Raw genomic sequence first — 23627 nt, forward strand, 5'->3', positions numbered from 1 at the left:
GGATAGTGCACCCGCACTCAAAGTCTATCCAGAAAAATGGGGCTCGCCAGTCAGGGAAAGATCAAAGCTTGACCAGGGTGCGACCCGCGACCTGGCCTTGCGTGATGGCCTCGGCGGCCTCGACCACCTGCTCCAGCCCTATCTCGGTCACCGCCTGCTCGAAGAAGCTGGCGGGCAGATCCTGAGCCAGGCGCTGCCACGCCTGTTGACGGCGCGCCAGTGGGCACATCACGGAATCCACCCCCTGCAGACGCACGTTGCGCAGGATGAAGGGCATGACGGTGGTGGGCAGATCGAAGCCCCCCGCCAGGCCGCAGGCCGCCACGGCGCCGCCATAGTTCATCTGGGCCAGCAGCTTGGCCAGCACCTGGCTGCCGACGGTATCGACTGCCCCGGCCCACAGCTGCTTCTCCAGCGGCTTGGCAGGCTCCAGCAGTTCGCTGCGCGGCACGATGCGGCTGGCCCCCAGGGCAGTAAGCATCTCACCCTGCTCCTCGGCTCGACCGGTCAGAGCCGCTACCTTGTAGCCTTTTGCCGCCAGCAGCGCGACCGCAGTGGACCCCACCCCGCCGGCGGCGCCGGTCACCAGGATCTCGCCGCTCTGTGGGGTGAGCCCCGCCTCCTCCAGCGCCAGCACGCAGAGCATGGCGGTGAGACCGGCGGTACCGATGCACATGGCCTGACGGGCATCCAGTCCGGCCGGCAGCGGCACCAGCCAGTCCGCCTTGACTCGCGCCTGCTCGGCCATGCCGCCCCAGTGTCCTTCACCCACGCCCCAGCCGGTCAGCACCACCTGATCACCGGGCTGATAGCGGCTGTCGGCCGATTCGAGCACGGTACCGGCGAAGTCGATGCCCGGCACCAGCGGCCACTGGCGGACAATCTTGCCCTTGCCAGTGATGGCCAGCCCGTCCTTGTAGTTGATGGAGCTGTAGCTCACCGCTACCCGTACTTCGCCTTCCGGCAACTGGCTCTCGGCCAGCCGGGTGAGGGTCGGAACCGTCTTGCCGTCTTGGTTTTCCAGTAACAGGGCCTTGAACATGAGTCTCTCCTCGAGATGAAGCATCAAATCAGCACAGCAGCGCATATCTGCCACGGCGCTCCGTAAATCGTCCTACTGGCTTTCAAGATCAGCCAGACAGCGGGAAAGGGTGCGGGCCAAGGCCCCCTGATTGCGCAGCACCACGGCGCGGGCCTGCTCTCCCATCTCGCGACGCCGGCTCTCGTCGGCCAGCAGCGCGCTCACCCTCTCCCCCAACTCGGCCGCATCGGCCACCACGGCGGCGCCCCCCTGTGCCACCAGCTGGCGGGTGATGTCGCTGAAGTTGAAGTAGACGGGGCCGGTCAGGCAGGGTTTGCCGAGCGCCGCCGGCTCCAGCAGGTTGTGGCCCCCCACCTTCACCAGACTGCCGCCAACGAAAGCCAGATCGGCCGCCGCCAGCATCAGCGGCAGCTCGCCCATGGTATCGCCCAGATAAATCTTGTCGGTCGCGGTGACGGGGGCGTCGCTGGTGCGGCGCACACAACCATAAGAGGCGCACAACTCGGCCACCCGATCGAAGCGCTCAGGATGGCGCGGAACCAGGATAAGCAAGGCATCGGGGTGACTGGTCAGCACCTGGTCGAAGGCGGCCAGCACCTGCTCGTCCTCCCCCTGATGAGTGCTGGCGGCGATCCAGACCGACCGTTCCGCTCCCAGCTGCTGGCGCAGGGCGCGGCCCCTAGCCTGAACCTCGTCACCAAACTGGATATCGAACTTGATGGAACCGGTCACCACCAGTCGATCGCGTTCGATGCCAAGTCGGGCGAAGCGGTCGGCGTCATCCTGATGCTGGCAGAGCAGACGGGTCAACGGGCGGCTGAGGGCATCGAAGGCGCCGTGGAAGCGGGCATAACGCTGGCAGGAACGCTCCGAGAGGCGGGCGTTGATGATGGTCACCGGCAAATGGCGTTTCTCGCAGGCCGCCAGCCAGTTCGGCCACAGCTCGGTCTCCATCACCCAGAGCGCGCGCGGCTTGAAGGTGTCGAGAAAGGCCGCTACCGCCCAGGGGTAATCGAGGGGCGCATAGCGGTGTACCACCAGATCGCCGAGCTTGGCTGCCTGTTCGGCGCCGGTACGAGTGGTGGTGGTGAGCAGGATCGGCAGATCGGGCCGCTCCGCTTTCAGGGCGCGAATGAGCGGCGTGATGGCCAACGTCTCCCCGACGCTCACCGCATGGATCCAGAGCGGCGCCTCCTGGCCGGTGGCGGGCAGCCGACCCAGATGCTCGGCCCAGCGCTTGCCAAAGCCGGGCTTGCCCTTCTTCGGCTTGTAGAGCGCCAGCAGTGCCAGGGGTAATCCCAGATGGATCAGCAGGTTGTAGAGCAGGCGATAGGGCATCTTACTCGCTCTGCTCCAGTTTGTTGCACGCCTCGATCACCTGCTCCGGCGGCAAATCGATCAGGCATTTGAGGTGGCCGAACTTGCAGGTGCGCTTGAAGCAGGGGCGGCATTCGATGTCGGTGTGAACGATCTCGACCCGATCCGCCAGCGGCGGGGTATAGAGCGGCGAGGTGGAGCCATAGACACCCACCAGCGGCCGGTTGAGGGCGGCGGCGATGTGCATCAGACCGGAGTCATTGGAGATGACCCGGCCAGCCAGCGCCATCAGGTCGATCGCCTCGTGCAGGCTGGTCTTGCCCGCCAGCACGTGGCAGTTGGGGCGAGTCAGCATATTGACCCGATCCCGGATGGTATTGGCCACCGCCACGTCCTTGTTCGAACCGAAGATCCACACCTGCCAGCCCTCGTCCAGGTGTTGCTGGGCCACCACGGCATAGTGCCCTTCCGGCCAGCGCTTGGCCGGGCCGAACTCGGCGCCGGGGCAGAGTACCAGCACGGGGCGACGCCGATCCAGCCCGAGCCGCGCCAGCGCCTTGTCCTGATTGACCAGATCGACGTGAAGCGCAGGATGGGGAATGGCCGGAATATCGGCCCGGCTCTTCATCTGCGCCTTGGGATAAGCGAGCGCCAGATAGCCCTCCACCATCAGCGGGAAGGCGGACTTGTTGCTGCGCAGATCGTTGAGCAGGCCGAAGCGCTGCTCCCCCTTCCAGCCGGTTCGCACCGGGATGCCGGCAAACCAAGGGATCAGGGCAGACTTCATGGAGTTGGGCTGGACGATGGCCTGATCGTACTTTTCGGCCGCCAGCTGTTTGCCGAGGCGGCGGCGGGCCAGCAACTTGAAGTCGCCGTGACCGAGCGGCATGGTGATCGCCTTGTCCACCTCGGGCATCCGCTCCAGCAGGGCGCAACACCAGGCGGGCGCCATCACGTGGAGCTCGCACTCCGGGTGGTTGGCCTTGATCGCCTTGTAGAGGCTCTGGGACATCACCATGTCGCCGACCCAGGAGGGGCCGATCACCAATATTTTCATCACGCGTCTTCTCTCGGGGCTGGCCCGGCTGTTGATCATCACTGGCCGAGATTATGCCCCAAGAATGGTCGGAGAAATAACAGAAGATCCCGGTGGCCCCGTTGAACGGCTCAAAACGAGCGCCACTCAGCACCACCTCGGGCCGGATGCCCCGACCATGCCCTGCCCGTCGTTTTAGGCTAGAATGGGCGCCAATTTGAGCATGGCCCGCCAGCCGGGCAGCAACCGTGAGCCCTCATCAGTGAAAAAACCGACTCTGGCCGCCGTTCTGATCGTCAAGAATGAAGCCGACAACCTGCGCAAGTGTCTCGCCTCCCTCGACGGGCTGGTGGACGAGATCGTCATCATGGATTCCGGCAGCCAGGACGACACTCCGGCCATCGCCGCCGAATTCGGCGCCCGCTTCTTCGTCAACAAGGTGTGGCCGGGATTTGGCAAGCAGCGCCGGTTGGCCCAGTCGCACGTGCAATCCGAATGGGTGCTCTGGCTGGATGCGGACGAGCGACTCACCCCCGAGCTGAAAGAGGCCATCGCCGCCGTCATGGCCAACCCGGCCAGCGACACCATCTACTCGATCCCGCGCCTCTCCTGGGTGTTTGGCCGCTTCATCCGCCACAGCGGCTGGTATCCGGATCGGGTGCTGCGCCTCTATCCCAAGGCCCTCACCGGCTACAACGAGGCACTGGTGCACGAGAAGGTGGAAGTACGCGCCAACATGAAGATCGTCAACCTCCATGGCGACCTGCTCCACTTCACCTATCGGGATCTGGAGCACTATCTGGTCAAATCCGCCGGTTACGCCCGGGCCTGGGCCGATCAGCGCACCGCCCGCGGCAAGAAGGGCTCCCTCAGCCAGGGGCTGGTGCATGCGCTGGGCTGCTTCATCAAGATGTATCTGCTCAAGGCGGGCTTCCTCGATGGCAAGCAGGGGCTGCTGCTGGCCATCCTCTCCGCCCACTCCACCTTCGTCAAATACGCCGACCTCTGGGTGCGCCAGCAACCCGGACAGCCGGAGTAACAGGCATTCCGGCACTCGCCACCGGATACGAAACAGGGCCCCGAGGGGCCCTGTTTGCATTACTGCGGGTCGTTGCCGCGCCAGAAGGGGGCGGCCCAGCGAGCCATTTCGGGCACCATGGCCTTGGGATCGAGCTGGCTCATGTCCTCCGGATGATCGCTGTCCTCAGGCGGGCTGAAGGCGAGATGACGCCCTTCACTGTTGAGCGGCTTCCAGCGCAGCGGTGTAGCGGAGCGGCGCATCGGGAAGAAGCCGATGGTCGGCACGTCCAGCGCCCCGGCGATGTGCAGTGGGCCCGTGCTGCCAGCGATAAACAGGGCTGCGTTGGCCAGCACCTGACAAAACATAGGCAGCCCGTCGCTGGAGCGGTAGATCCAGCCGTTGCCGCCGTGGGCCAGCAGCTCGGCCGCCAGTTGCTCGGCCATCTTCTCCTCGCCGGGGCCTGCGGTCAGGACGCACTGCAGCTCGGGGCAGGCCTGGTTCAGCTTGATGATGATGCGGGCATACTGCTCGATGGAGAGGTTGTTGGCCGAACCACCGCTGCCAGCATGCACCATCAGCCAGGGGCGGCTGGCATCCAGCTTCAGTCTGGTGGCCAGCTGTTCGCGCACCTGTCGCAGTGCCGGTGCATCAAACTGCAGGAAGGGGGTATGGGGCTCTACCACCGCCACCTGATGATCGGCCAGGAAGCGGCGGATCAGCTCCAGGTTGTACTCAGACTCGGGCTTGAGAGAGCGGGAGCGGCGCTGGATCAGGCGCTGGTTGTAGAGCACCTGGGCCAGCTTGGTGGCTGGCGCCAGGCGATAAGGGATGTGCGCCTTCCACACCAGCATGGCGTTGCGGGAGTTGGAGAAGAGGCAGATGGACGCATCAAACGCGGCCGCCTTGATGCGCGCCAGCAGCGCGCGCTGTTGCTCCTTGTCGGCACGAACACCCGGATCGATGAGCACCTCGTCAATCCAGGGGCAGAGCCGGGCCAGCGGCGCCGTGTAGGCGGGAACCAGGGCAGTCACATGACATTCCATGGACTCCTTGAGCATGGCGAAACTCGGCCAGGCCAGCATGAAGTCACCAATCTTGTCATTGCGAACGACCAGAATACGTTTCATAAAAAATCCCTTTGCTCCCTGTCACCAATGCAAGGAGGCTTGATGCGCGATGCGGGTATTCTTGCCTGATGCAGGGCTATTCTCAAGTGAAGACGCCAGAGTGCCCCGATTTAAGCGACCAAATTGTGCATCTTGCGCCGCTTCCTGCGGCAAACTGACGCTACCGCTCTCGCGGCAAGCCCTCAACAGACCCTATAATGCGACCAAATTTCCAGGTTGCAGGACTGCAAACATGACTACCAGGGTAATTTATCCGGGGACCTTCGACCCCGTGACCAATGGCCACGCCGACCTGATCGGCCGCGCCGCCAAGCTGTTTGACGAAGTCGTGGTCGGCGTCGCCAACAGCCCGAGCAAACGTCCGCTGTTCGATCTGGCAGAACGGGTCCAACTGGTTCAGCAAGTGACCAGTCACCTGCCCAACGTCAAGGTGGTGGGCTTCTCCGGCCTGCTGGTGGATTTCGCCAGGGAGCATCAGGCCAATGTGCTGATCCGCGGCCTGCGCGCCGTCTCCGACTTCGAGTACGAATTCCAGCTGGCCAACATGAACCGCCGCCTGATGCCGGAGCTCGAAAGCGTCTTCCTCACGCCAGCGGAAGAGAACTCCTTCATCTCCTCCACCCTGGTAAAGGAGGTGGCGCTGCACGGCGGCGACATCCGCCAGTTTGTCGACCCCGTTGTGGCACAAGCCATCGCCACCAAACTGGGCCGCTGAGCAGGGGCTCTTCGCAACAAACAGGCTACCCGAGGGTAGCCTGTTTCATTAGGGCGCCTTGCTCGCCTGGCCTTGGGGTATATCGGCAAACTGCCGATCGATCGCATCCTGCAACCGATCGAGCCACTCGTAACGACGCCGGTACATGGCGCGCTTCCTGGACGCCACCTCCTCCAGCGGTTTGCGCAGCGCTGGCTGCAGGGCCACGAAGTTGGCATCCACATCTTCGGCGCCGAACTCCTGCCACAGCTCATCATAATCGGCCAGTAAGTTGCCCTTCTGTTTGCGGCTGTAGCGTTTGGCCTGAAAGACGTGGGCCCGCTTGCGCACCGCCAGCACCCGCTCTCCCCCCATGGCCCGGGCCAGTTGCAGCACCAGCATGACCAGCAGTGACTTGGGTCGCAGGCCGTGTCCTTCCCTGGTCAGCTCGCGCACCCGCGCCTGAGCCTGCTCGACTGCAGGCTCGGGCCCCTGCATGGAGCCTATCATCAGCTCGGGATGGGCAGCCGATCCCGCCAGCGAGAAGGCGCAACTGTAGAGACGCAACCCCTGTGGATCAACGATAGAGAGTGCCAGCTCGGCCTCGCGGCGAAAGGTGCCATCATGGCGCAGCAGGATGCGGCAATCGCTCTGGGGATAACGCCCCAGCTCGACCCCTTGCCCCAGATAGAGCGGCTCAATGAGAGTTGGATAGCGTGCCAGCAGCAGGCGATAGTGATCCTCCAGCATCTCGGCCCGCTCGCGGGCGCGGGCACAGGCGAAGCGATAGGGTCGCATCGGCTTGTCGAGCAACTCGGGATAGCGGGCGGGCAACGCCCTGAGAGGGGCGGCCTGAAACAGACTGAAGACCCGGTGCAACGACTTGCGATAAAGCAGGCTGCGCAGTACGAACTTGCCGCGGTTGAAGGTCTTGCGGGCACATCCCTCCGGATAGAGGTAACGGGCCATCTTTTTTGCGCAATAGCGCTCCTGCCGGGATAAATATTCCCAGTCTATTGATTTTACTGTCATTTTATATCTATAACCGCCTGAACGGCCGGAATACTAGTGACAGCTGCACACAGCTTCAACAGACGGGAAATACTCTCTTACAACTTCAACGGGATCCGCCGAAAAAACGGCCTCAACGTTGGCAATGGGAGCAGAAAACCGTGGTTCGCTGGCCCATTTTTACTTCGCTCAACAGGGTCTGACAGTGGTAACAGGGCTGGCCACCCCGGCCATAGACCTGCAGTTTTTGCACAAAATAGCCCGGCTTGCCGTCGGCACTGGTGAAATCCTTGAGGGTAGTGCCCCCCTGGCGAATGGCTTCGGCCAGCACCCGCTTTATCTCGGCCACCAGAGTGGCCAGCCGCTCGGCGCTGATGTTGCCGGCCGCCCGCTTGGGGTGAATGCCGGCGGCAAACAGCGCCTCGTTGGCGTAAATGTTGCCAACCCCGACCACCACCTGGTTATCCATCAGAAACTGCTTGATGGCGGTGCTGCGCCCCTTGGCCCGCTCCCGCAGGTAATCGGCGCTGAAGGCATCGGTCAGCGGCTCCGGCCCCAGCTTGGCCAGCAGGGCGTGCGCTTCGGCCGGTTCGCGAGTCCACAGCAGAGCGCCGAATCGGCGCGGATCGTTGAGCCGCAGCAACTTGCCATTTTCGAGCTCGATATCCACGTGGTCATGTTTCTCGGCCGGCGTGCCGATATCCAGCACCCGCAGGCTGCCGGACATCCCCAGATGGAGGATGGCGGTGCCAAAATCGGTCTCCAGCAGCAGATACTTGGCACGACGCCGCACCCGATGGATGGTGAGATCCACCAGCTCCTGGATTTCGCCGGGCACCGGCCAGCGCAGACGACCGTCCCGCACCACCACCCGGGTGACCTTGATGCCGGTGAGCCAGGGGGAGATCCCCTGACGGCTGACTTCGACTTCTGGCAATTCAGGCATGACAACCTCGCAAGCAACAGGGATCAGGGGGCGGGACGCAGCAGGCCGCGATACTGCTCGGCACTCAGCGTGAGCCAGCTACCTGATGGCAGTTGGGCCGCGTACTGGCCATTGTTCTGGTAGAGGCCGAATGCCAGCGGATCGCTCTGGCCGGCGATCCATACCTTGAAGGTGACGGGGGCACCGCGTACCGCCTCGCCGGGGGGCAGTGACCAGCCCTGCCAGCTGTCGATGCGGGCCGCCAGCTGGGCGCTGTCCAGCCCCAGATCCGGCACGCTGCGCCAGCCCTGACCGACCCGCTCAATCTGCCAGCTCGGCCCCTGCCAGGTGAGTACCACGGCATCCGCCGGCAACAGGGGACGCGCCCGCTTGGCGCTGTTTTCCTGTTGGGCAATCTCCAACCGGTGCAGCAGGGTGATCACGATCAACACCGCCACTATGATCACGTTATTCCAGCCTTTACGGCTCAGTTTGAACATGGCAAGCCTCCCTTCGAACCGGCAGTGTACTGAATTCGGCCCATAAAAAAACCCGGCACGAAGCCGGGTTTTTGAGACAAATTCAAGTAATTACTTGATTTTGCCTTCTTTGTAGATCACATGCTGACGAACAACGGGATCAAACTTTTTGATCTCCATTTTTTCGGGCATGGTGCGCTTGTTTTTGGTAGTGGTATAGAAGTGACCAGTACCGGCGCTGGAGTTCAGGCGAATTTTCTCGCGAATACCTTTAGCCATGATCTAATTCCTTATACCTTAACACCGCTGGCGCGCAGTTCAGCCAGAACCACTTCAACGCCACGCTTGTCGATGATACGCATGCCTTTTGCGGATACGCGCAGGCTTACGAAGCGTTTTTCACTCTCAACCCAGAAACGGTGAGTGTGCAGGTTCGGCAGGAAACGACGCTTGGTAGCGTTGTTAGCGTGCGAACGGTTGTTACCAACTGCCGGGCGCTTGCCGGTTACTTGGCATACTCTAGACATGTCAGTCTCTCCAAATCTTACTTCATTGCTCGAGCAAATATCTGCCCCGCTGGCCTTCGATTGCGGGGCAAACAGAAGGCGGCATTTTATACAGCATCCGTGATCAAAGATCAACTAATACGGCGCCAGAGCACAGTTATAACCAACCGCGCTCGGCAAAAGAAACCGTGATGCCATCACCGATCACCAAGTGATCCAGCACTCTGATATCGATCAGGGCCAAGGCGGCCGTGATCCGATCCGTGATCTGGCGGTCGGCCCTACTGGGCTCGGCGACGCCGGACGGGTGATTATGCGCCAGAATCACAGCGGCTGCATTATGTTTGAGCGCGATCTGCACGATTTCTCTGGGCCAGACGCTCGCCGCATCGATGGTGCCGTAGAAAAGTTCGACAAATTGGATGACCCTGTGCTGATTATCGAGCAATAACAGCGCAAACACCTCACGCGGTCGATCCCGCAACTGGGCCTGCAGATAGTCCCGGGTCAGCTGGGGAGAAGTCAGCGCCTCGCCCCGTTGCAACCGCTCCGCCAAATGGCGCCTGGCCATCTCCAATACCGCCTGTAGTTGGGCGTATTTGGCTGGCCCCAGGCCATGGGCATCACAGAAAGCACGCTGGTCGGCCCCCAACAGGGTACGCAACGAACCGAACTGGCTGAGCAGCTGGCGGGAGAGATCCACCGCGCTCAGGCCGTTGACGCCGGTGCGCAGGAAGATGGCCAGTAGCTCGGCATCGGAGAGCGCCGCGGGCCCCTGACGCAACAGCTTCTCCCTCGGGCGCTCATCCTCCGGCCACTCTTTGATGCTCATTTGTCTCTCCCCTGTCCCTGTTGAGAAAAAACATAGCAAAAAAACGCGGGAGCTCGGCCACAACTCCCCCAAGTCAATCTCTGTCGTCACTCCCAGCCTGTGGTATCTTAGCCGACCAGTCAGAATGAGCCGGATAGAGATACAGCAGATGAGATTGGCCGATAAACGCATCCTGTTGGGTGTCAGCGGCGGCATCGCCGCCTACAAGAGTGCCGAGCTGGTGCGCCGCCTGAAAGATCAGGGCGCCGAGGTTCGGGTGGTGATGACCCGCTCCGCCAAGGAGTTCATCACCCCGCTGACCCTGCAGGCCGTCTCCGGCCATCCGGTGGCCGACAGCCTGCTGGATCCGGCCGCCGAGGCCGGCATGGGCCACATCGAGCTGGCCAAATGGGCCGATCTGGTGCTGATCGCTCCCGCCAGCGCCAACCTGATGGCCCGCATGGCGGCCGGCATGGCCGACGAGCTGCTCACCACCCTCTGCCTGGCGACTCCGGCCCCCGTGGCGCTGGCACCGGCCATGAACCAGCAGATGTATCTCAATGCCGCCACCCAGGCCAACCTCAAGACCCTGGCCAGCCGTGGCACCCTGCTGTGGGGGCCGGACTCCGGCAGCCAGGCCTGCGGTGACGTGGGTCCGGGCCGGATGCTGGATCCTCTCGAACTAGTGGAACATTGCTGCCAGCAACTGGCCGGCGAGCCACTGCTGGCCGGGGTCAAGCTGCTGCTGACGGCGGGGCCGACCCGCGAGGCACTCGATCCGGTGCGCTACATCAGCAACCACAGCTCCGGCAAGATGGGTTACGCCATCGCCCGCGCCGCCCGCGAGGCGGGGGCCGAGGTGACCCTGGTGAGCGGTCCGGTGGCACTGGCGACCCCGAACGGGGTGGAGCGCATCAATGTGGAGAGCGCCCTGCAGATGCATGAGGCGGTGATGAGCCGGGTTGGCGAGTGCGATCTCTTCATCGGATGCGCCGCCGTGGCCGACTATCGCCCCGAGCAGGTGGCCAGCCAGAAGATCAAGAAAACTGGCGACAACGACCAGATGGCGCTGACCCTGGTCAAGAATCCCGACATCATCGCCGCCGTAGGGGCACTACCAGACAAGCCGTTCACGGTGGGATTTGCCGCCGAAACCGTGGATGTGGAACAATATGCCCTCGACAAATTGCGACGCAAACGGCTGGACATGATCGCCGCCAACGACGTGTCTCGCGAAGGGCAAGGCTTCAATGCCGATGACAACGCCCTGACCGTATTCTGGCAAGGGGGTCATGCTCCGCTGCCACTGGCCGACAAGCTGACGCTGGCCCGTCATCTCGTCGCCCTGATTGCGCGCCACTACCGGCGCTGAGCGCCGGGTCGCCATGGGCTCCCGATAACACAAGACTCATGACACCCCGCCTTGCTGTGCAGAGACGGGGTGCCCACACAAGATCCAATTGAAAAAACGATTCATGACTACACAAATTGAACTGAAAATCCTGGATGCCCGTATCGGCACCGAGTACCCGCTGCCTGCCTACGCCACTCCGGGCTCTGCCGGCATGGATCTGCGTGCCCTGCTGGATACGCCGCTGACCCTGGCCCCCGGTGATACCACCCTGGTGCCGACCGGTCTGGCCATTCACATCCAGGATCCCGGTCTGTGTGCCACCATCCTGCCCCGCTCCGGCCTCGGCCACAAACACGGCATCGTGCTGGGCAACCTGGTCGGTCTCATCGATTCCGACTATCAGGGCCAGCTGATGGTCTCGGTCTGGAACCGTGGCAAGGAGAGCTTCACCATGCAACCCGGCGAACGCATCGCCCAGCTGGTGATCATGCCGGTAGTTCAGGCCAGCTTCCAACTGGTCAGTGAGTTTAACCAGAGCGAACGGGGTGAAGGCGGTTTTGGTTCCTCTGGTCGCCAATAACAAGACCACACAGCCCCTTGGGGCGGTGCCTAATAACAGAATCAAGCCATTGTTTTTTTAGGGGAATCCATGGCAAGCAGTAATCAGAAACAGAGTCGGCGCGACCAGATCCTGCAAGCGCTCGCCCACATGCTGGAAACCAGTCCGGGTCAGCGTATCACCACGGCTCGCCTGGCAGCCGAGGTCGGTGTCTCTGAGGCCGCCCTCTATCGACATTTTCCCAGCAAGGCGAGGATGTTCGAGGGGCTGATCGACTTTATCGAGGATTCCCTGCTGTCACGGGTCAATCTCATCATGACGGAAGAGAAAGACACCATGGCCCGCTGCCACCACATCCTGCAGCTGCTGCTGGTCTTCGCCGAGCGCAACCCGGGCATCACCCGCATCCTCAATGGCGATGCCCTGCTGGGTGAACACGACCGGCTGCGGGATCGCATCAGCATCCTGTTCGACAAGCTGGAGACCCAGATCAAGCAGGTACTGCGGGAAAAACGGCTGCGGGAAGGCCAGGGCTTCCAGCTCGACGAGACCATGCTGGCCAATCTGTTGCTGGCCTACACCGAGGGACGGATCAGCCAGTTTGTCCGTTCCGAGTTCAAGATCAAACCGACCGCCGGGTTCGAAGATCAGTGGCAATTTATCCGCAGCCAGCTGCTGCAAAGCTGAGCCCGCACGAACCCATATGAGAAGGGAGGCCTTGGCCTCCCTTCCTTTTTGTGGCAACTTTTTACGGTAGAAAATAAGCACCAGATGCGACCCAGTCTGTCGCACTGCAATGTTAGATTCATCCGTTATCAATCTTTAGCATCTGACAGGATCTCCTATGGAACCCGAAATCATCACCGAAGCACAGACTTGGCTGGTCAACAACCAGGGGCTGCTGATCGAGTATGCCGTCAACATCGCCGCCGCCCTGCTGACCCTGCTGGTGGGTTATATCGCCGCCAACCTGATCAGCGGTGGTGTGGTCAAGGTGATGAAGAGCCGCAAGCTCGATGCCACCATCACCGAGTTCGTCGGCAGTATCCTTAAATATGCCATTCTAGTGTTCGTGGTAATTGCAGCACTGGGTCGGGTCGGGGTACAGACCGCCTCCTTCGTGGCCATCATTGGTGCCGCCGGTCTGGCCATCGGTCTGGCACTGCAGGGGTCGCTGTCCAACTTCGCCGCCGGCTTCCTGCTCATCATCTTCCGCCCCATCAAGGCGGGCGAGTTCATCGAAGTGGCTGGCACTGCGGGCGTCGTGCAGTCCGTGCAACTGTTCACCACCACCCTCACCTCCGGTGACAACAAGATGGTCGTGGTACCGAACTCCGCCATTCTCAACGGCACCATAGTCAACTACTCGCGCATGGATACCCGTCGCGTCGACATGACCTTCGGCATCGGCTACGGCTCCGACCTGCGCAAGGCCAAGCAGATCCTTGAGCGTCTGGTGAACGAAGAGCCGCGCATCCTGAAAGATCCGGCCGCTACCATCGCCGTCGCAGCCCTGGCCGACTCTTCAGTAAATATTGTGGTGCGCCCCTGGGTGAAAACCGGTGATTACTGGGGTGTCTGGTTCGACTTCCACGAGAAGGTGAAGCTGACCTTCGATGCCGAGGGTATCGAGATCCCCTTCCCGCAGATGGTCATGCACACCGCCAAAGCCGGGGAGTAATGAATCCATCCCCTTGCTCACAATGCCAGCCTTCGGGCTGGCATTGTCGTTTTTGGAGTGCCCCGGCTGCACACAACCCGGCCGGCGATATGAAAACCATTTCACACTCCCGGGTTGGCCCCATTCATGAGCGAGCGCAAGATCCGGCTTGCTTTCGTGACTCATAATCCCGACTTTCAGGGTGTACACTCCCCCGGTGACCCAAGGTTGTAAAAGACAATCGGTAAAACTCTGTTACATGAGCCGGCCAGCCGGCTCGCTATAATGCTCGGATAATAAGGTTTGGCGGGGCCTTGCCTGCAAGGTTCAAACACAACTTGGCATTTCAGGAATCCTATGAAAAACATCAATCCAACCCAAACCCAGGCCTGGCAGGCACTGGAAGCCCATTTTGCAGCTAACAAAGAGACTCGTCTCAAGGATCTGTTCGCGCAGGACCCGAAGCGCTTTGACAAGTTCTCCCTCACCTTCGGCGGCGACATCCTGGTGGATTACTCCAAGAACCTGATCACCGAAGAAACCCTCAAGTTACTGATTGATTTGGCCAAAGAGACCGATCTGCGCAGCGCCATCGACGCCATGTTCAACGGCGAGAAGATCAACATGACCGAAGGGCGCGCCGTGCTGCACGTGGCCCTGCGCAACCGCTCCGACCGCCCGGTCGAGGTGGACGGCAAGGACGTGATGCCGGAAGTGAACGCCGTACTGGCCAAGATGAAGGGCTTCTGCGAGAAGGTCATTTCCGGCGAGTGGAAAGGTTACACCGGCAAGCCGATCCAGCATGTGGTCAACATCGGCATCGGCGGTTCCGATCTCGGTCCCGTCATGATCACCGAAGCCCTGCGCCCCTACAAGAATCACCTGGAGATGCACTTCGTCTCCAACGTCGACGGCACCCACATCGCCGAGACCCTGAAGAAGATCGATCCGGAAACCACCCTGTTCCTGGTGGCCTCCAAGACCTTCACCACTCAGGAGACCATGACCAACGCCCTGAGCGCACGCGACTGGTTCCTGGGGCATGCCGGTGACAAGGCCCACGTTGCCAAGCACTTCGCAGCCCTCTCCACCAACGGTAAGGCCGTGGCCGAGTTCGGTATCGACACCAACAACATGTTCGAGTTCTGGGACTGGGTCGGCGGCCGTTACTCCTCCTGGTCCGCCATCGGCATGCCCATCGCCCTGTCGGTCGGTTTCGACAACTTCGAGGCCCTGCTGCAAGGCGCCTTCGAGATGGACATGCACTTCGCCACCGCCTCCTATGAGCAGAACGTACCGGTGCTGCTGGCCCTGATCGGCCTGTGGTACAACAACTTCTACGGCGCAGAGTCCGAAGCCATCCTGCCGTACGACCAGTACATGCACCGTTTCCCCGCCTACTTCCAGCAGGGCAACATGGAGTCCAACGGCAAGTACGTGGATCGCAACGGCAACAAGGTCGACTACCAGACCGGCCCCATCATCTGGGGTGAACCGGGCACCAACGGCCAGCACGCCTTCTACCAGCTGATCCACCAGGGCACCAAGCTGATCCCCTGTGACTTCCTGGCCCCGGCCATCAGCCACAACCCCATCGGTGATCACCATCCGAAACTGCTGGCCAACTTCTTCGCCCAGACCGAGGCCCTGGCCTTCGGCAAGAGCAAGGAAGCCGTGGAGGCCGAATTCCTGGCCGCTGGCAAGACGTTAGAGCAGGTCAAGGATCTGGTGCCATTCAAGGTGTTCGAAGGCAACCGCCCGACCAACAGCATCCTGTTCAAGAGCCTGACCCCGAAAACCCTGGGTGCCCTGATCGCCATGTACGAGCACAAGATCTTCGTGCAGGGCGCAATCTGGAACATCTTCAGCTTCGACCAGTGGGGCGTGGAGCTGGGCAAACAGCTGGCCAACAAGATCCTGCCGGAGCTGGGCACCGACGAGGCTGTCACCAGCCACGACTGCTCCACCAACGGCCTGATCAACACCTGGAAAGCCTGGAAGGCCTGATTTCCCCGGCTGACCTGAATGCAAAAGCCCCGCTCGATGAGCGGGGCTTTTTTATGGCTATCAGTCGGTCTGCTTACATGATCCGGAGGACTGGCCAGGTGTCCAAGCCGGGCAGTAACGGGGATCGTCATCCCCGCCCCTTCATCATCCAGCCCGATGCAGGCTTAACCGCCGACAGCAATGCGCTTCATGTCCTTCATGTAGCCACGCAGTACCTGACCGATCTTCTCGATCGGGTGGTTGCGAGTCGCCTCGTTGGCCGCCAGCAGCGCCTGGTTGTCCACGCTCTGGCTCTCGGCTTGGCTGGCACCCAGGTCGCCCGCTTTCAGGGTCGGCATGAAGTGTTCACGCAGCAGCGGCACGGCGGCGTTGGCAAACAGGTAGTTGCCATATTCGGCGGTGTCGGAGATGACCACGTTCATCTCGTACAGACGCTTGCGAGCAACTGTGTTGGCGATCAGCGGCAGCTCGTGCAGGGATTCGTAGTAGGCAGACTCCTCGTAGATACCGGAGGCCACCATGGTCTCGAACGCCAGCTCGACACCCGCCTTGACCATGGCCACCATCACCACGCCATTGTCGAAGTACTCCTGCTCCGCAATCTTGCCTGCAAACGCCGGGGCGTTTTCGAAAGCGGACTTGCCGGTCTCTTCACGCCAGCCGAACAGCTTGGCATCGTCTTCGGCCCAGTCGGCCATCATGCCGCGGGAGAACTCGCCGGCGATGATGTCGTCCATGTGCTTCTCGAACAGCGGGCGCATCAGGGTCTTGAGCTGCTCGGAGAGCTCGAAGGCGCGCAGCTTGGCTGGGTTGGCGAGTCTGTCCATCATCAGGCTGATGCCACCCTGTTTCAGGGCTTCGGTGATGGTCTCCCAGCCGAACTGGATCAGCTTGCCGGCGTAGGCCGGGTCTGTGCCTTCGGCAACCAGCTTGTCGTAGCAGAGCAGGGAACCGGCCTGCAGCATGCCGCAGAGGATGGTCTGCTCGCCCATCAGGTCGGATTTCACTTCCGCCACGAAGGAGGACTCCAGCACGCCAGCACGGTCGCCGCCGGTGGCGGAGGCCCACGCCTTGGCGATGGCCATGCCCTCGCCCTTGGGATCGTTCTCCGGGTGAACGGCGATCAGGGTCGGTACGCCGAAACCGCGCTTGTACTCTTCACGCACTTCGGTACCCGGGCACTTGGGCGCCACCATGACGACTGTGATGTCGGCGCGGATCTGCTGGCCCTCTTCCACCACGTTGAAGCCGTGGGAGTAGCCCAGCGCAGCGCCCTGCTTCATCAGCGGCATCACGGTCTTGACCACGTCGGAGTGCTGCTTGTCCGGCGTCAGGTTCAGCACCAGATCGGCGGTCGGGATCAGCTCTTCATAGGTGCCGACCGCGAAGCCGTTGTCGGTAGCCTTCTGCCAGGAGGCGCGCTTCTCGGTGATGGCGGCCTTGCGCAGGGCGTAGGCGATATCCAGGCCGGAGTCGCGCATGTTCAGGCCCTGGTTCAGACCCTGGGCACCACAGCCCACAATCACCACCTTCTTGCCTTTCAGCACGTCGCAGCCGTCGGCGAATTCCGCGCGCTGCATGAAACGACACTTGCCCAGTTGGGCCAACTGCTGACGCAGGTTCAAGGTGTTGAAATAGTTAGCCATGGTGATTGCTCCGTTCGATTGATTCCATGCCGGTGACGGCGTTGTCTGAACCACTATAGCGCGGGACACATATTGCCTGAACTGATATATTCGAAACAGTACGTTGCAAGAATTGAAATGTGAGTCTGCGCAATGTCGGGCTGTTTCCCCCTCTTTTCTGAATGGGTGGAAGCGATGACCCGGGCAGATTGACTCGGCACACCAGGCCGCAGCAGGAATAAAAAAGATGGACCTTCGCAACCTCGAGCTGTTTCTCCACCTCGCCGATTCCCTTCACTTCGGCAAGAGCGCCGATGCCATGGCGGTCAGCCCCTCCACCCTGAGCCGCGCCATCCAGCGCCTCGAGCAGGAGACCGGCTGCATCCTGTTCGAACGGGACAACCGCAGCGTGCGCCTCACCCCGGCCGGCGAGAAGCTGCGCGAATTTGGCGGGGGGCTGCTGCTGGAGTGGCGCCAACTCAAGCAGGAGCTCAAGCGCAACGACGAACCACTACAGGGACGGCTGCGAGTCTTCTGCTCGGTCACCGCCAGCTACTTCCTGCTGCCGGAGGTGCTGGAGCGCTTTCGCCGTCGCTATCCCCAGCTGGAGATCAAGCTGGAAACCGGCGACCCGGCGCTGGCGGTGGACAAGATACTGGCCGATGAGGTCGATCTGGCCATCGCAGCCCGCCCGGATGCCCTGCCCGCCAAACTGGAATTTGCCAGCCTGCAGCGGGTCCCGCTGGTCTTTATCGCCCCGCGTAACGCCCCCCAGCTCACCCAGTGGTTTCATCAGGGAGAACCGGACTGGGAGCGGCTGCCGCTGATCCTCTCGGAACAGGGGCTGGCCCGCAAACGCAGTGACCAGTGGTTTCGCAACAAGGGGATAGCCCCCAACATCTATGCCGAAGTGGTGGGCAACGAGGGGATCGTCGCCATGGTGGCGCTCGGCTGCGGTGTAGGACTGGTACCCGCCGCCGTCATCGATCACAGCCCAATGGGCGAGAAGGTGCGCATCGTCGAACCCAAACCGGCGCTCAAGCCATTCGACGTCGGCATAGTGGTTTCACGCAAACGGCTTGAGGAGCCCCTCATCCGCGCCTTCTGGGACACGGCACAGAATCAGGGGGCGCTGCGTTGATCCGGATTGTAGATGAGGGTTGGGTCGGCCATCATGGGCCGGCTGCTCAGCGGCAATCCGGGGTTATGCAGTTCAAAACGCGTCCGTTGCTCCAGCTTCAGATTTCGCACTGTCTTGCCAAACGACTCTTCGAATACCTGTTCAAAGGCACCTGACTGCCGCGCCCGCTGCAACCCAAGCTCAATGCGCTGCGCGAGCTCAGGGTATTTGGGCGAAACGAAGAACAACAAGGCCAGCGGGTAACGGAAAACCAAGTGCGGCTCGATGGCCAGATAGGGGTGCGCCTTGAGCTCGTCCTCGACTTCGATGACGGAGCGCAGGAAGCAGTCGAAGCGCCGCTTGCGCAACATGTTGAACAATACGTCGTACAGGCTGCCCACCACCACCTTCAAACCATTCGCCTTGAGCAGCTCGGTATCCGGCCAGAATCTGTGCTGACCAATGGTCAACCCGGATTGCTGCCATTGTGCCAGGGACTGGATATTGGCAAAGCGCCCCTCATCTCCCTGCCGGATCAGGCAGACCCGCCATCCCAGCAGCCCCTTGGCCAGCGGGATATGCACCGCCAGCAGATCCTGCTCCCGCTCGCTGTCCGGTGCAAACACGGCCACTTGCACCGAACCGTCACCGCTCATCTCCTTGACCACACGCCCCTGCTCCATGGGTGCGCTGGCAATCAGTCGATAAGGGCCATATTCGGGGATGGTGAGTTCGAGGGAGAGACGCAGCAACTCGGGAACAGCGGGATTGGGGTGCTGCAGCAACTGATTCCAGACACGGATCGGCTGTTCAGCTGCCGAAAGGCTGGTCGCCATCAATGTGATACACAGTAGCCATGCCCTGACCATGCTCTAACACCCGGATGTCATACGCCTCCCATTACTATAACGCCCCACGGTTTCGAGGGGAGTACGGCGTGACAGATGTGTGAACCGTCCCGTGTCAAATATGACAATAGGAAAAGCCGGCAGATAACCGCAGACTCGGGCTGCTGACAAGGGACCGACTATTCAGGGAGAAGAGCCATGAAACAGCATTTGGTCGAGATAAAGGGGGCAACCCTGTTCGAGGAGTACCTGCAAAGCATGGGGGTCCCGAACACATTGCTGGACAGGGAACGGGATATCTATCTGCAGGATCGCCATCTGGGCGCAATCCGCCAGGTGCAGGGCGAGCTGAGATTTTATCTGCGCGCCAATGCCCTGAACAAACAGTGATCAGGAACCGGTCACAGAACCCGCTGCAAAGAGGTATTAGACTGGTATCTTCCCCCTTTCGCCGGGAGTGCCCATGAAAGCAAGCGGTCTGGATCGTCTGTTCAAGCCTCACTCAATTGCCGTGATCGGCGCTTCTACCGACCCGCTCAAGGCAGGTCATGTGATCGTCCGCCACCTGCTGGCAGGGCAGTTCAAGGGACCCATCCTTCCCGTCACCCCCAAGGACAAGGCCATCGCCGGCGTGCTGGCCTATCCCGATGTTGCCAGCCTGCCGCTGGTGCCGGATCTCGCCATCATCTGCACCAAGCGGGAACGAGTCCTGCCACTGCTGGAAGCGCTCGGCCAGAAAGGCACGGGGGCTGCCATCATACTGGCAGGGGACTTTTCCGATGAGGAGCGGCGGGAGCTGAAGCGGGTCTGCCAGCAGTACGGCATCCGCCTGCTTGGACCGAACAGCATGGGCATGCTGCTGCCCGCGCAAGGGATCAACGCCAGCTTCTCTCCCATCACGGCCAAGCCGGGCCAGGTCGCCTTTCTCTCCCAGTCGGCCGCCGTCAGCGCCACCATACTGGACTGGGCCAAGCAACATGAGCTGGGCTTCTCTGCCTTCATCTCCCTCGGCGATCACTGTGACATAGACTTCGGCCAGCTACTAGATCAGCTTTCCCGCGACAGCACTACCCGCGCCATCCTGCTCTATATGGACAAGCTGCACGATGCCCGCCACTTTCTCTCCGCCGCCCGGGCAGCGTCGCGCAACAAGCCCATCCTGATACTCAAAAGCGGCCGCCACAACCCAAGCCATGGCCTCGACAACGTCTATGATGCCGCCATTCGCCGCGCCGGCATGCTGCGAGTTAGAGATACCCACGAACTGTTTGCGGCGGTAGAGACCCTGAGCCATTCGATGACCCTCAAGGGGGAGCGACTGGCCATCATCTCCAATGGCCGGGGCCTGGCCAACATGGCGGTGGATGTGCTGCTGGAGCGTGGAGGCAAACTTGCCCTCCCTCCGCAGGACATAGGCAGCGATGCAACCATCACAACCTATCAGGAAGCGCTGGACCACTTGCTGCAAGAGGAGGGGATAGACGCCATCCTGATCATCCATGCGCCTTCGCTGACCGCCCCCAGCGCGCCGCTGGCAAACCATCTCATCACCCATCTCAAGCAGCATCCCAGAGCGCGTCGGTTCAATATCCTGACCAACTGGGCCGGGGAATATTCGGCGCAGGAGGGGCGCAGGCTGTTCACCGAGGCGGGCATCCCTACCTATCGCACCCCCGAAAGCGCCATGGCCGCCTTCATGCATATGGTGGAATATCGTCGCAACCAGAAGCAGTTGATGGAAACGCCCGCCTCCCTGCAAGGCAACCAGCTCAATATCGAGTTATGCCAACAGCTGTTGCGCCAGGCCAGGGGACGCAACCAGTCGAGGCTGGATACCCATCTCGCCCACCCCATATTGCAAGCAGCCGGCCTATCAACTCTGTCGACCTGGATCGTCACTGATGCCATCGAAGCCACCTTGACGGCTGAGCAAATTGGCTATCCGGTCGCGGTCAAGCTGCGTTCACCCGACATCTTCCACAAATCTGCCGTGCATGGCGTGATGCTCAACCTGCGCACCTCGACCGAGGTGGCACAAGCCGCCGACGCCATTCTGGACAGGGTTCGGCAGCACGACCCGGGCGCCCGCATCGAAGGTCTGCTGGTGCAACGGATGGCGCGCCGTAGTGGCGGCCTGGAGCTGCGGGTGCGGATCCAGCAGGATGCGGTGTTTGGCCCCGTCATCCTGCTGGGAGAATCAGGCGCCGAGCCCCAGGAGATGGTTGCGGCCCTGCCGCCACTGAATCAGGCGTTGGCTCGTTACCAAATCATCGGTGCCATGAAGAGCCGCAAGATCCGTGAACAGGCGACGCCAGTGCGGCTGAATATCGATGCGCTCAGCCAGGTGCTCTGTCAGCTTTCCGAGCTGATACTGGCTTTTCCCGACATCCATGAGCTGGATCTCCACCCACTGCAGGCATGTGACAGCGAAATGGTGGTGCTGGATGCCAGCATCACCCTGGCCGATCCCCGCGCATCGCCACCCAATCGACTGGCCATCCGCCCCTACCCTACCGAGCTTGAAGAGGGGGCCTGGCTCAAGGATCAGAGCCATATACTACTGCGGCCAATCCGCCCGGAGGACGAACCGGCCCACAAGCAGTTCGTCCTGCAGGTGTCCGATGAAGACAGGTACAAGCGCTTCTTCGCGGATGTGGGAGAACTGGGGCATGAAGAGCTGGCACGGATGACCCAGATAGATTACGACCGCGAGATGGCTTTTGTGGCCATTGGCCAGGATGGTGATTTCCGGGATCAGATCCTGGGTGTCGTGCGCGCCATCAGCACCCCTGATCACAGTGATGCCGAATTCGCCATCCTGGTACGCTCCGATTTGAAGGGGCTTGGCCTCGGTAAACTGATGATGGAGAAGATTATTCGCTACGCCAGAGAACAGGGGATTGAACAGCTATCAGGCATGACCATGCCCAGCAATCGCGGCATGATCAATCTAGCCAAGCGTCTGGGATTCAAGGTCGAACTGCACATGGAAGAGGGGGTGGTCAATATGGTGCTTGCTTGCAGCCATGGCCATTAAGCGGCATCCCATGTGTAGCCCCATCCCACACTAACCGTTTGAAATGAAAGAAATACACAAGCTGAAACAGTGGGCACAAGACTCATAAGGGTAAGCAAAGGGCAAATATTAAGCAAAAAGCAGAATTTCAGGTAATAAAAAACCCCGCTCAGTGAGCGGGGTTTTCGTGTTGGGTGCCTGGCAGTGTCCTACTCTCGCATGGCGAATGCCACACTACCATCGGCGCTACCGCGTTTCACTTCTGAGTTCGGCATGGGATCAGGTGGTTCCACGGCGCTATGGCCGCCAGGCAAATTCTTCAATCTGAGAAAGCTGATATAAGTAGTTTCGTATTTGTTACAAGGCTCGAAACACTTCTTGGGTGTTGTATGGTTAAGCCTCACGGGTAATTAGTACGGGTTAGCTCAATGCATCGCTGCACTTACACACCCCGCCTATCAACGTTGTGGTCTCCAACGGCCCTTTAGGACCCTCAAGGGGTCAGGGATGACTCATCTCAGGGCTCGCTTCCCGCTTAGATGCTTTCAGCGGTTATCGATTCCGAACTTAGCTACCGGGCAGTGCCACTGGCGTGACAACCCGAACACCAGAGGTTCGTTCACTCCGGTCCTCTCGTACTAGGAGCAACTCCCTTCAATCATCCAACGCCCACGGCAGATAGGGACCGAACTGTCTCACGACGTTCTGAACCCAGCTCGCGTACCACTTTAAATGGCGAACAGCCATACCCTTGGGACCGACTTCAGCCCCAGGATGTGATGAGCCGACATCGAGGTGCCAAACACCGCCGTCGATATGAACTCTTGGGCGGTATCAGCCTGTTATCCCCGGAGTACCTTTTATCCGTTGAGCGATGGCCCTTCCATTCAGAACCACCGGATCACTATGACCTACTTTCGTACCTGCTCGACCTGTCCGTCTCGCAGTTAAGCTGGCTTATGCCATTGCACTAACCTCCTGATGTCCGACCAGGATTAGCCAACCTTCGTGCTCCTCCGTTACTCTTTGGGAGGAGACCGCCCCAGTCAAACTACCCACCAGGCACTGTCCGCGACCCCGATTCAGGGGCCTGCGTTAGAACATCAAACATACAAGGGTGGTATTTCAAGGACGGCTCCAGCGCAACTGGCGTCACGCCTTCAAAGCCTCCCACCTATCCTACACATGTAGGTTCAATGTTCAGTGCCAAGCTGTAGTAAAGGTTCACGGGGTCTTTCCGTCTAGCCGCGGGTACACCGCATCTTCACGGCGAATTCGATTTCACTGAGTCTCGGGTGGAGACAGCATGGCCATGGTTACACCATTCGTGCAGGTCGGAACTTACCCGACAAGGAATTTCGCTACCTTAGGACCGTTATAGTTACGGCCGCCGTTTACCGGGGCTTCGATCAAGAGCTTCGCTTGCGCTAACCCCATCAATTAACCTTCCGGCACCGGGCAGGTGTCAC

General features: G+C 61.0%; 22 protein-coding genes and 2 rRNA genes (1 of these 24 cut by a window edge). 10 read left to right on the plus strand and 14 right to left on the minus strand.

Features of this window, described 5'->3' with window-relative positions; translation table 11 throughout:
* Positions 1-61 precede the first annotated feature (61 nt).
* From acuI to waaF, 3 genes are all read right to left on the minus strand, one after another.
* Positions 62-1042, minus strand: coding sequence for an acrylyl-CoA reductase (NADPH) (gene acuI / locus LA321_RS05900; RefSeq protein WP_042070651.1), 981 nt, complete (start codon positions 1040-1042; stop codon positions 62-64).
* Between the two features lie 72 nt (positions 1043-1114).
* Positions 1115-2380, minus strand: a complete 1266-nt coding sequence (gene waaA / locus LA321_RS05905; RefSeq protein ID WP_042070652.1) for a lipid IV(A) 3-deoxy-D-manno-octulosonic acid transferase — start codon at positions 2378-2380, stop codon at positions 1115-1117.
* Position 2381: 1 nt separating this feature from the next.
* Positions 2382-3416: a lipopolysaccharide heptosyltransferase II gene (gene waaF, locus LA321_RS05910; RefSeq protein WP_042070653.1), complete on the minus strand. Its 1035-nt coding sequence runs from the start codon at positions 3414-3416 to the stop codon at positions 2382-2384.
* Between the two features lie 241 nt (positions 3417-3657).
* Between waaF and LA321_RS05915 the strand changes: the two genes are divergently transcribed.
* Complete coding sequence (locus LA321_RS05915) at positions 3658-4434, plus strand: glycosyltransferase family 2 protein (protein WP_026457506.1); 777 nt, start codon at positions 3658-3660, stop codon at positions 4432-4434.
* 59 nt (positions 4435-4493) lie between these two features.
* On the opposite strand, the gene LA321_RS05920 is transcribed toward LA321_RS05915, so the two are convergent.
* On the minus strand, positions 4494-5543 hold the full coding sequence (locus LA321_RS05920; protein WP_042070654.1) for a glycosyltransferase family 9 protein: 1050 nt from the start codon (positions 5541-5543) through the stop codon (positions 4494-4496).
* 232 nt (positions 5544-5775) lie between these two features.
* On the opposite strand from LA321_RS05920, the gene coaD reads away from it, so the two are divergent.
* Positions 5776-6258 (plus strand): pantetheine-phosphate adenylyltransferase, encoded by a 483-nt coding sequence (gene coaD, locus LA321_RS05925; protein WP_042027224.1) that lies wholly within the window; start codon positions 5776-5778, stop codon positions 6256-6258.
* A 48-nt stretch (positions 6259-6306) separates the two neighbouring features.
* Here coaD and LA321_RS05930 read toward each other — a convergent pair whose 3' ends face one another.
* The 6 genes from LA321_RS05930 to radC form a co-directional block, all read right to left on the minus strand.
* Positions 6307-7206, minus strand: a complete 900-nt coding sequence (locus LA321_RS05930) for a VirK/YbjX family protein (RefSeq protein ID WP_042070655.1) — start codon at positions 7204-7206, stop codon at positions 6307-6309.
* A gap of 175 nt (positions 7207-7381) precedes the next feature.
* Entirely contained in the window at positions 7382-8194 is an 813-nt protein-coding gene (mutM, locus tag LA321_RS05935; RefSeq protein WP_042070656.1) for a bifunctional DNA-formamidopyrimidine glycosylase/DNA-(apurinic or apyrimidinic site) lyase, read from the minus strand.
* 23 nt (positions 8195-8217) lie between these two features.
* Positions 8218-8673: a hypothetical protein gene (locus tag LA321_RS05940; protein ID WP_042070658.1), complete on the minus strand. Its 456-nt coding sequence runs from the start codon at positions 8671-8673 to the stop codon at positions 8218-8220.
* A 90-nt stretch (positions 8674-8763) separates the two neighbouring features.
* A complete protein-coding gene (gene rpmG, locus LA321_RS05945) occupies positions 8764-8931 on the minus strand; it encodes a 50S ribosomal protein L33 (protein WP_005307500.1) in 168 nt (55 codons plus the stop codon).
* A gap of 11 nt (positions 8932-8942) precedes the next feature.
* Positions 8943-9179 carry a 50S ribosomal protein L28 gene (rpmB, locus tag LA321_RS05950; protein ID WP_005307492.1) on the minus strand — a complete coding sequence of 79 codons (237 nt, stop codon included), beginning with the start codon at positions 9177-9179 and terminating at the stop codon, positions 8943-8945.
* Between the two features lie 136 nt (positions 9180-9315).
* Positions 9316-9990: a RadC family protein gene (gene radC, locus LA321_RS05955; protein ID WP_042070659.1), complete on the minus strand. Its 675-nt coding sequence runs from the start codon at positions 9988-9990 to the stop codon at positions 9316-9318.
* Positions 9991-10138: 148 nt separating this feature from the next.
* Here radC and coaBC point away from each other — a divergent pair, with 148 nt between their 5' ends.
* The 5 genes from coaBC to pgi all read left to right on the plus strand — a co-directional run bounded on the left by coaBC (position 10139) and on the right by pgi (position 15549).
* The gene (coaBC, locus tag LA321_RS05960) at positions 10139-11341 is read left to right on the plus strand and encodes a bifunctional phosphopantothenoylcysteine decarboxylase/phosphopantothenate--cysteine ligase CoaBC (protein WP_042070661.1); all 1203 of its coding nucleotides are present in this window, start codon (positions 10139-10141) and stop codon (positions 11339-11341) included.
* A 103-nt stretch (positions 11342-11444) separates the two neighbouring features.
* Positions 11445-11903, plus strand: coding sequence for a dUTP diphosphatase (gene dut, locus LA321_RS05965; RefSeq protein WP_042070662.1), 459 nt, complete (start codon positions 11445-11447; stop codon positions 11901-11903).
* 69 nt (positions 11904-11972) lie between these two features.
* Positions 11973-12569: a nucleoid occlusion factor SlmA gene (gene slmA / locus LA321_RS05970; protein WP_042027216.1), complete on the plus strand. Its 597-nt coding sequence runs from the start codon at positions 11973-11975 to the stop codon at positions 12567-12569.
* 157 nt (positions 12570-12726) lie between these two features.
* A complete protein-coding gene (locus LA321_RS05975; RefSeq protein ID WP_042070663.1) occupies positions 12727-13563 on the plus strand; it encodes a mechanosensitive ion channel domain-containing protein in 837 nt (278 codons plus the stop codon).
* A 336-nt stretch (positions 13564-13899) separates the two neighbouring features.
* Positions 13900-15549: a glucose-6-phosphate isomerase gene (gene pgi, locus LA321_RS05980; RefSeq protein WP_026456786.1), complete on the plus strand. Its 1650-nt coding sequence runs from the start codon at positions 13900-13902 to the stop codon at positions 15547-15549.
* A 164-nt stretch (positions 15550-15713) separates the two neighbouring features.
* Here pgi and ilvC read toward each other — a convergent pair whose 3' ends face one another.
* A complete protein-coding gene (ilvC, locus tag LA321_RS05985; RefSeq protein ID WP_042070664.1) occupies positions 15714-17195 on the minus strand; it encodes a ketol-acid reductoisomerase in 1482 nt (493 codons plus the stop codon).
* Positions 17196-17421: 226 nt separating this feature from the next.
* Between ilvC and ilvY the strand changes: the two genes are divergently transcribed.
* A complete protein-coding gene (gene ilvY, locus LA321_RS05990; protein WP_042070665.1) occupies positions 17422-18315 on the plus strand; it encodes an HTH-type transcriptional activator IlvY in 894 nt (297 codons plus the stop codon).
* Here ilvY and LA321_RS05995 read toward each other — a convergent pair.
* Complete coding sequence (locus LA321_RS05995; RefSeq protein WP_042070666.1) at positions 18297-19163, minus strand: type 2 periplasmic-binding domain-containing protein; 867 nt, start codon at positions 19161-19163, stop codon at positions 18297-18299. The genes ilvY and LA321_RS05995 overlap by 19 nt on opposite strands.
* 177 nt (positions 19164-19340) lie before the next feature.
* Between LA321_RS05995 and LA321_RS06000 the strand changes: the two genes are divergently transcribed.
* Together LA321_RS06000 and LA321_RS06005 are read left to right on the plus strand one after the other, a co-directional pair.
* Positions 19341-19532 (plus strand): hypothetical protein, encoded by a 192-nt coding sequence (locus LA321_RS06000; RefSeq protein ID WP_042027209.1) that lies wholly within the window; start codon positions 19341-19343, stop codon positions 19530-19532.
* Between the two features lie 73 nt (positions 19533-19605).
* Entirely contained in the window at positions 19606-22179 is a 2574-nt protein-coding gene (locus LA321_RS06005) for a bifunctional acetate--CoA ligase family protein/GNAT family N-acetyltransferase (RefSeq protein WP_042070667.1), read from the plus strand.
* A gap of 175 nt (positions 22180-22354) precedes the next feature.
* Here the strand turns inward: LA321_RS06005 and rrf are convergent.
* A 5S ribosomal RNA gene (gene rrf / locus LA321_RS06010) occupies positions 22355-22469 on the minus strand.
* 78 nt (positions 22470-22547) lie between these two features.
* Positions 22548-23627 (minus strand): 23S ribosomal RNA (locus LA321_RS06015) (it continues 1809 nt past the right edge of the window).

Source organism: Aeromonas enteropelogenes, assembly GCF_020097295.1.
Lineage (GTDB): Bacteria > Pseudomonadota > Gammaproteobacteria > Enterobacterales > Aeromonadaceae > Aeromonas > Aeromonas enteropelogenes.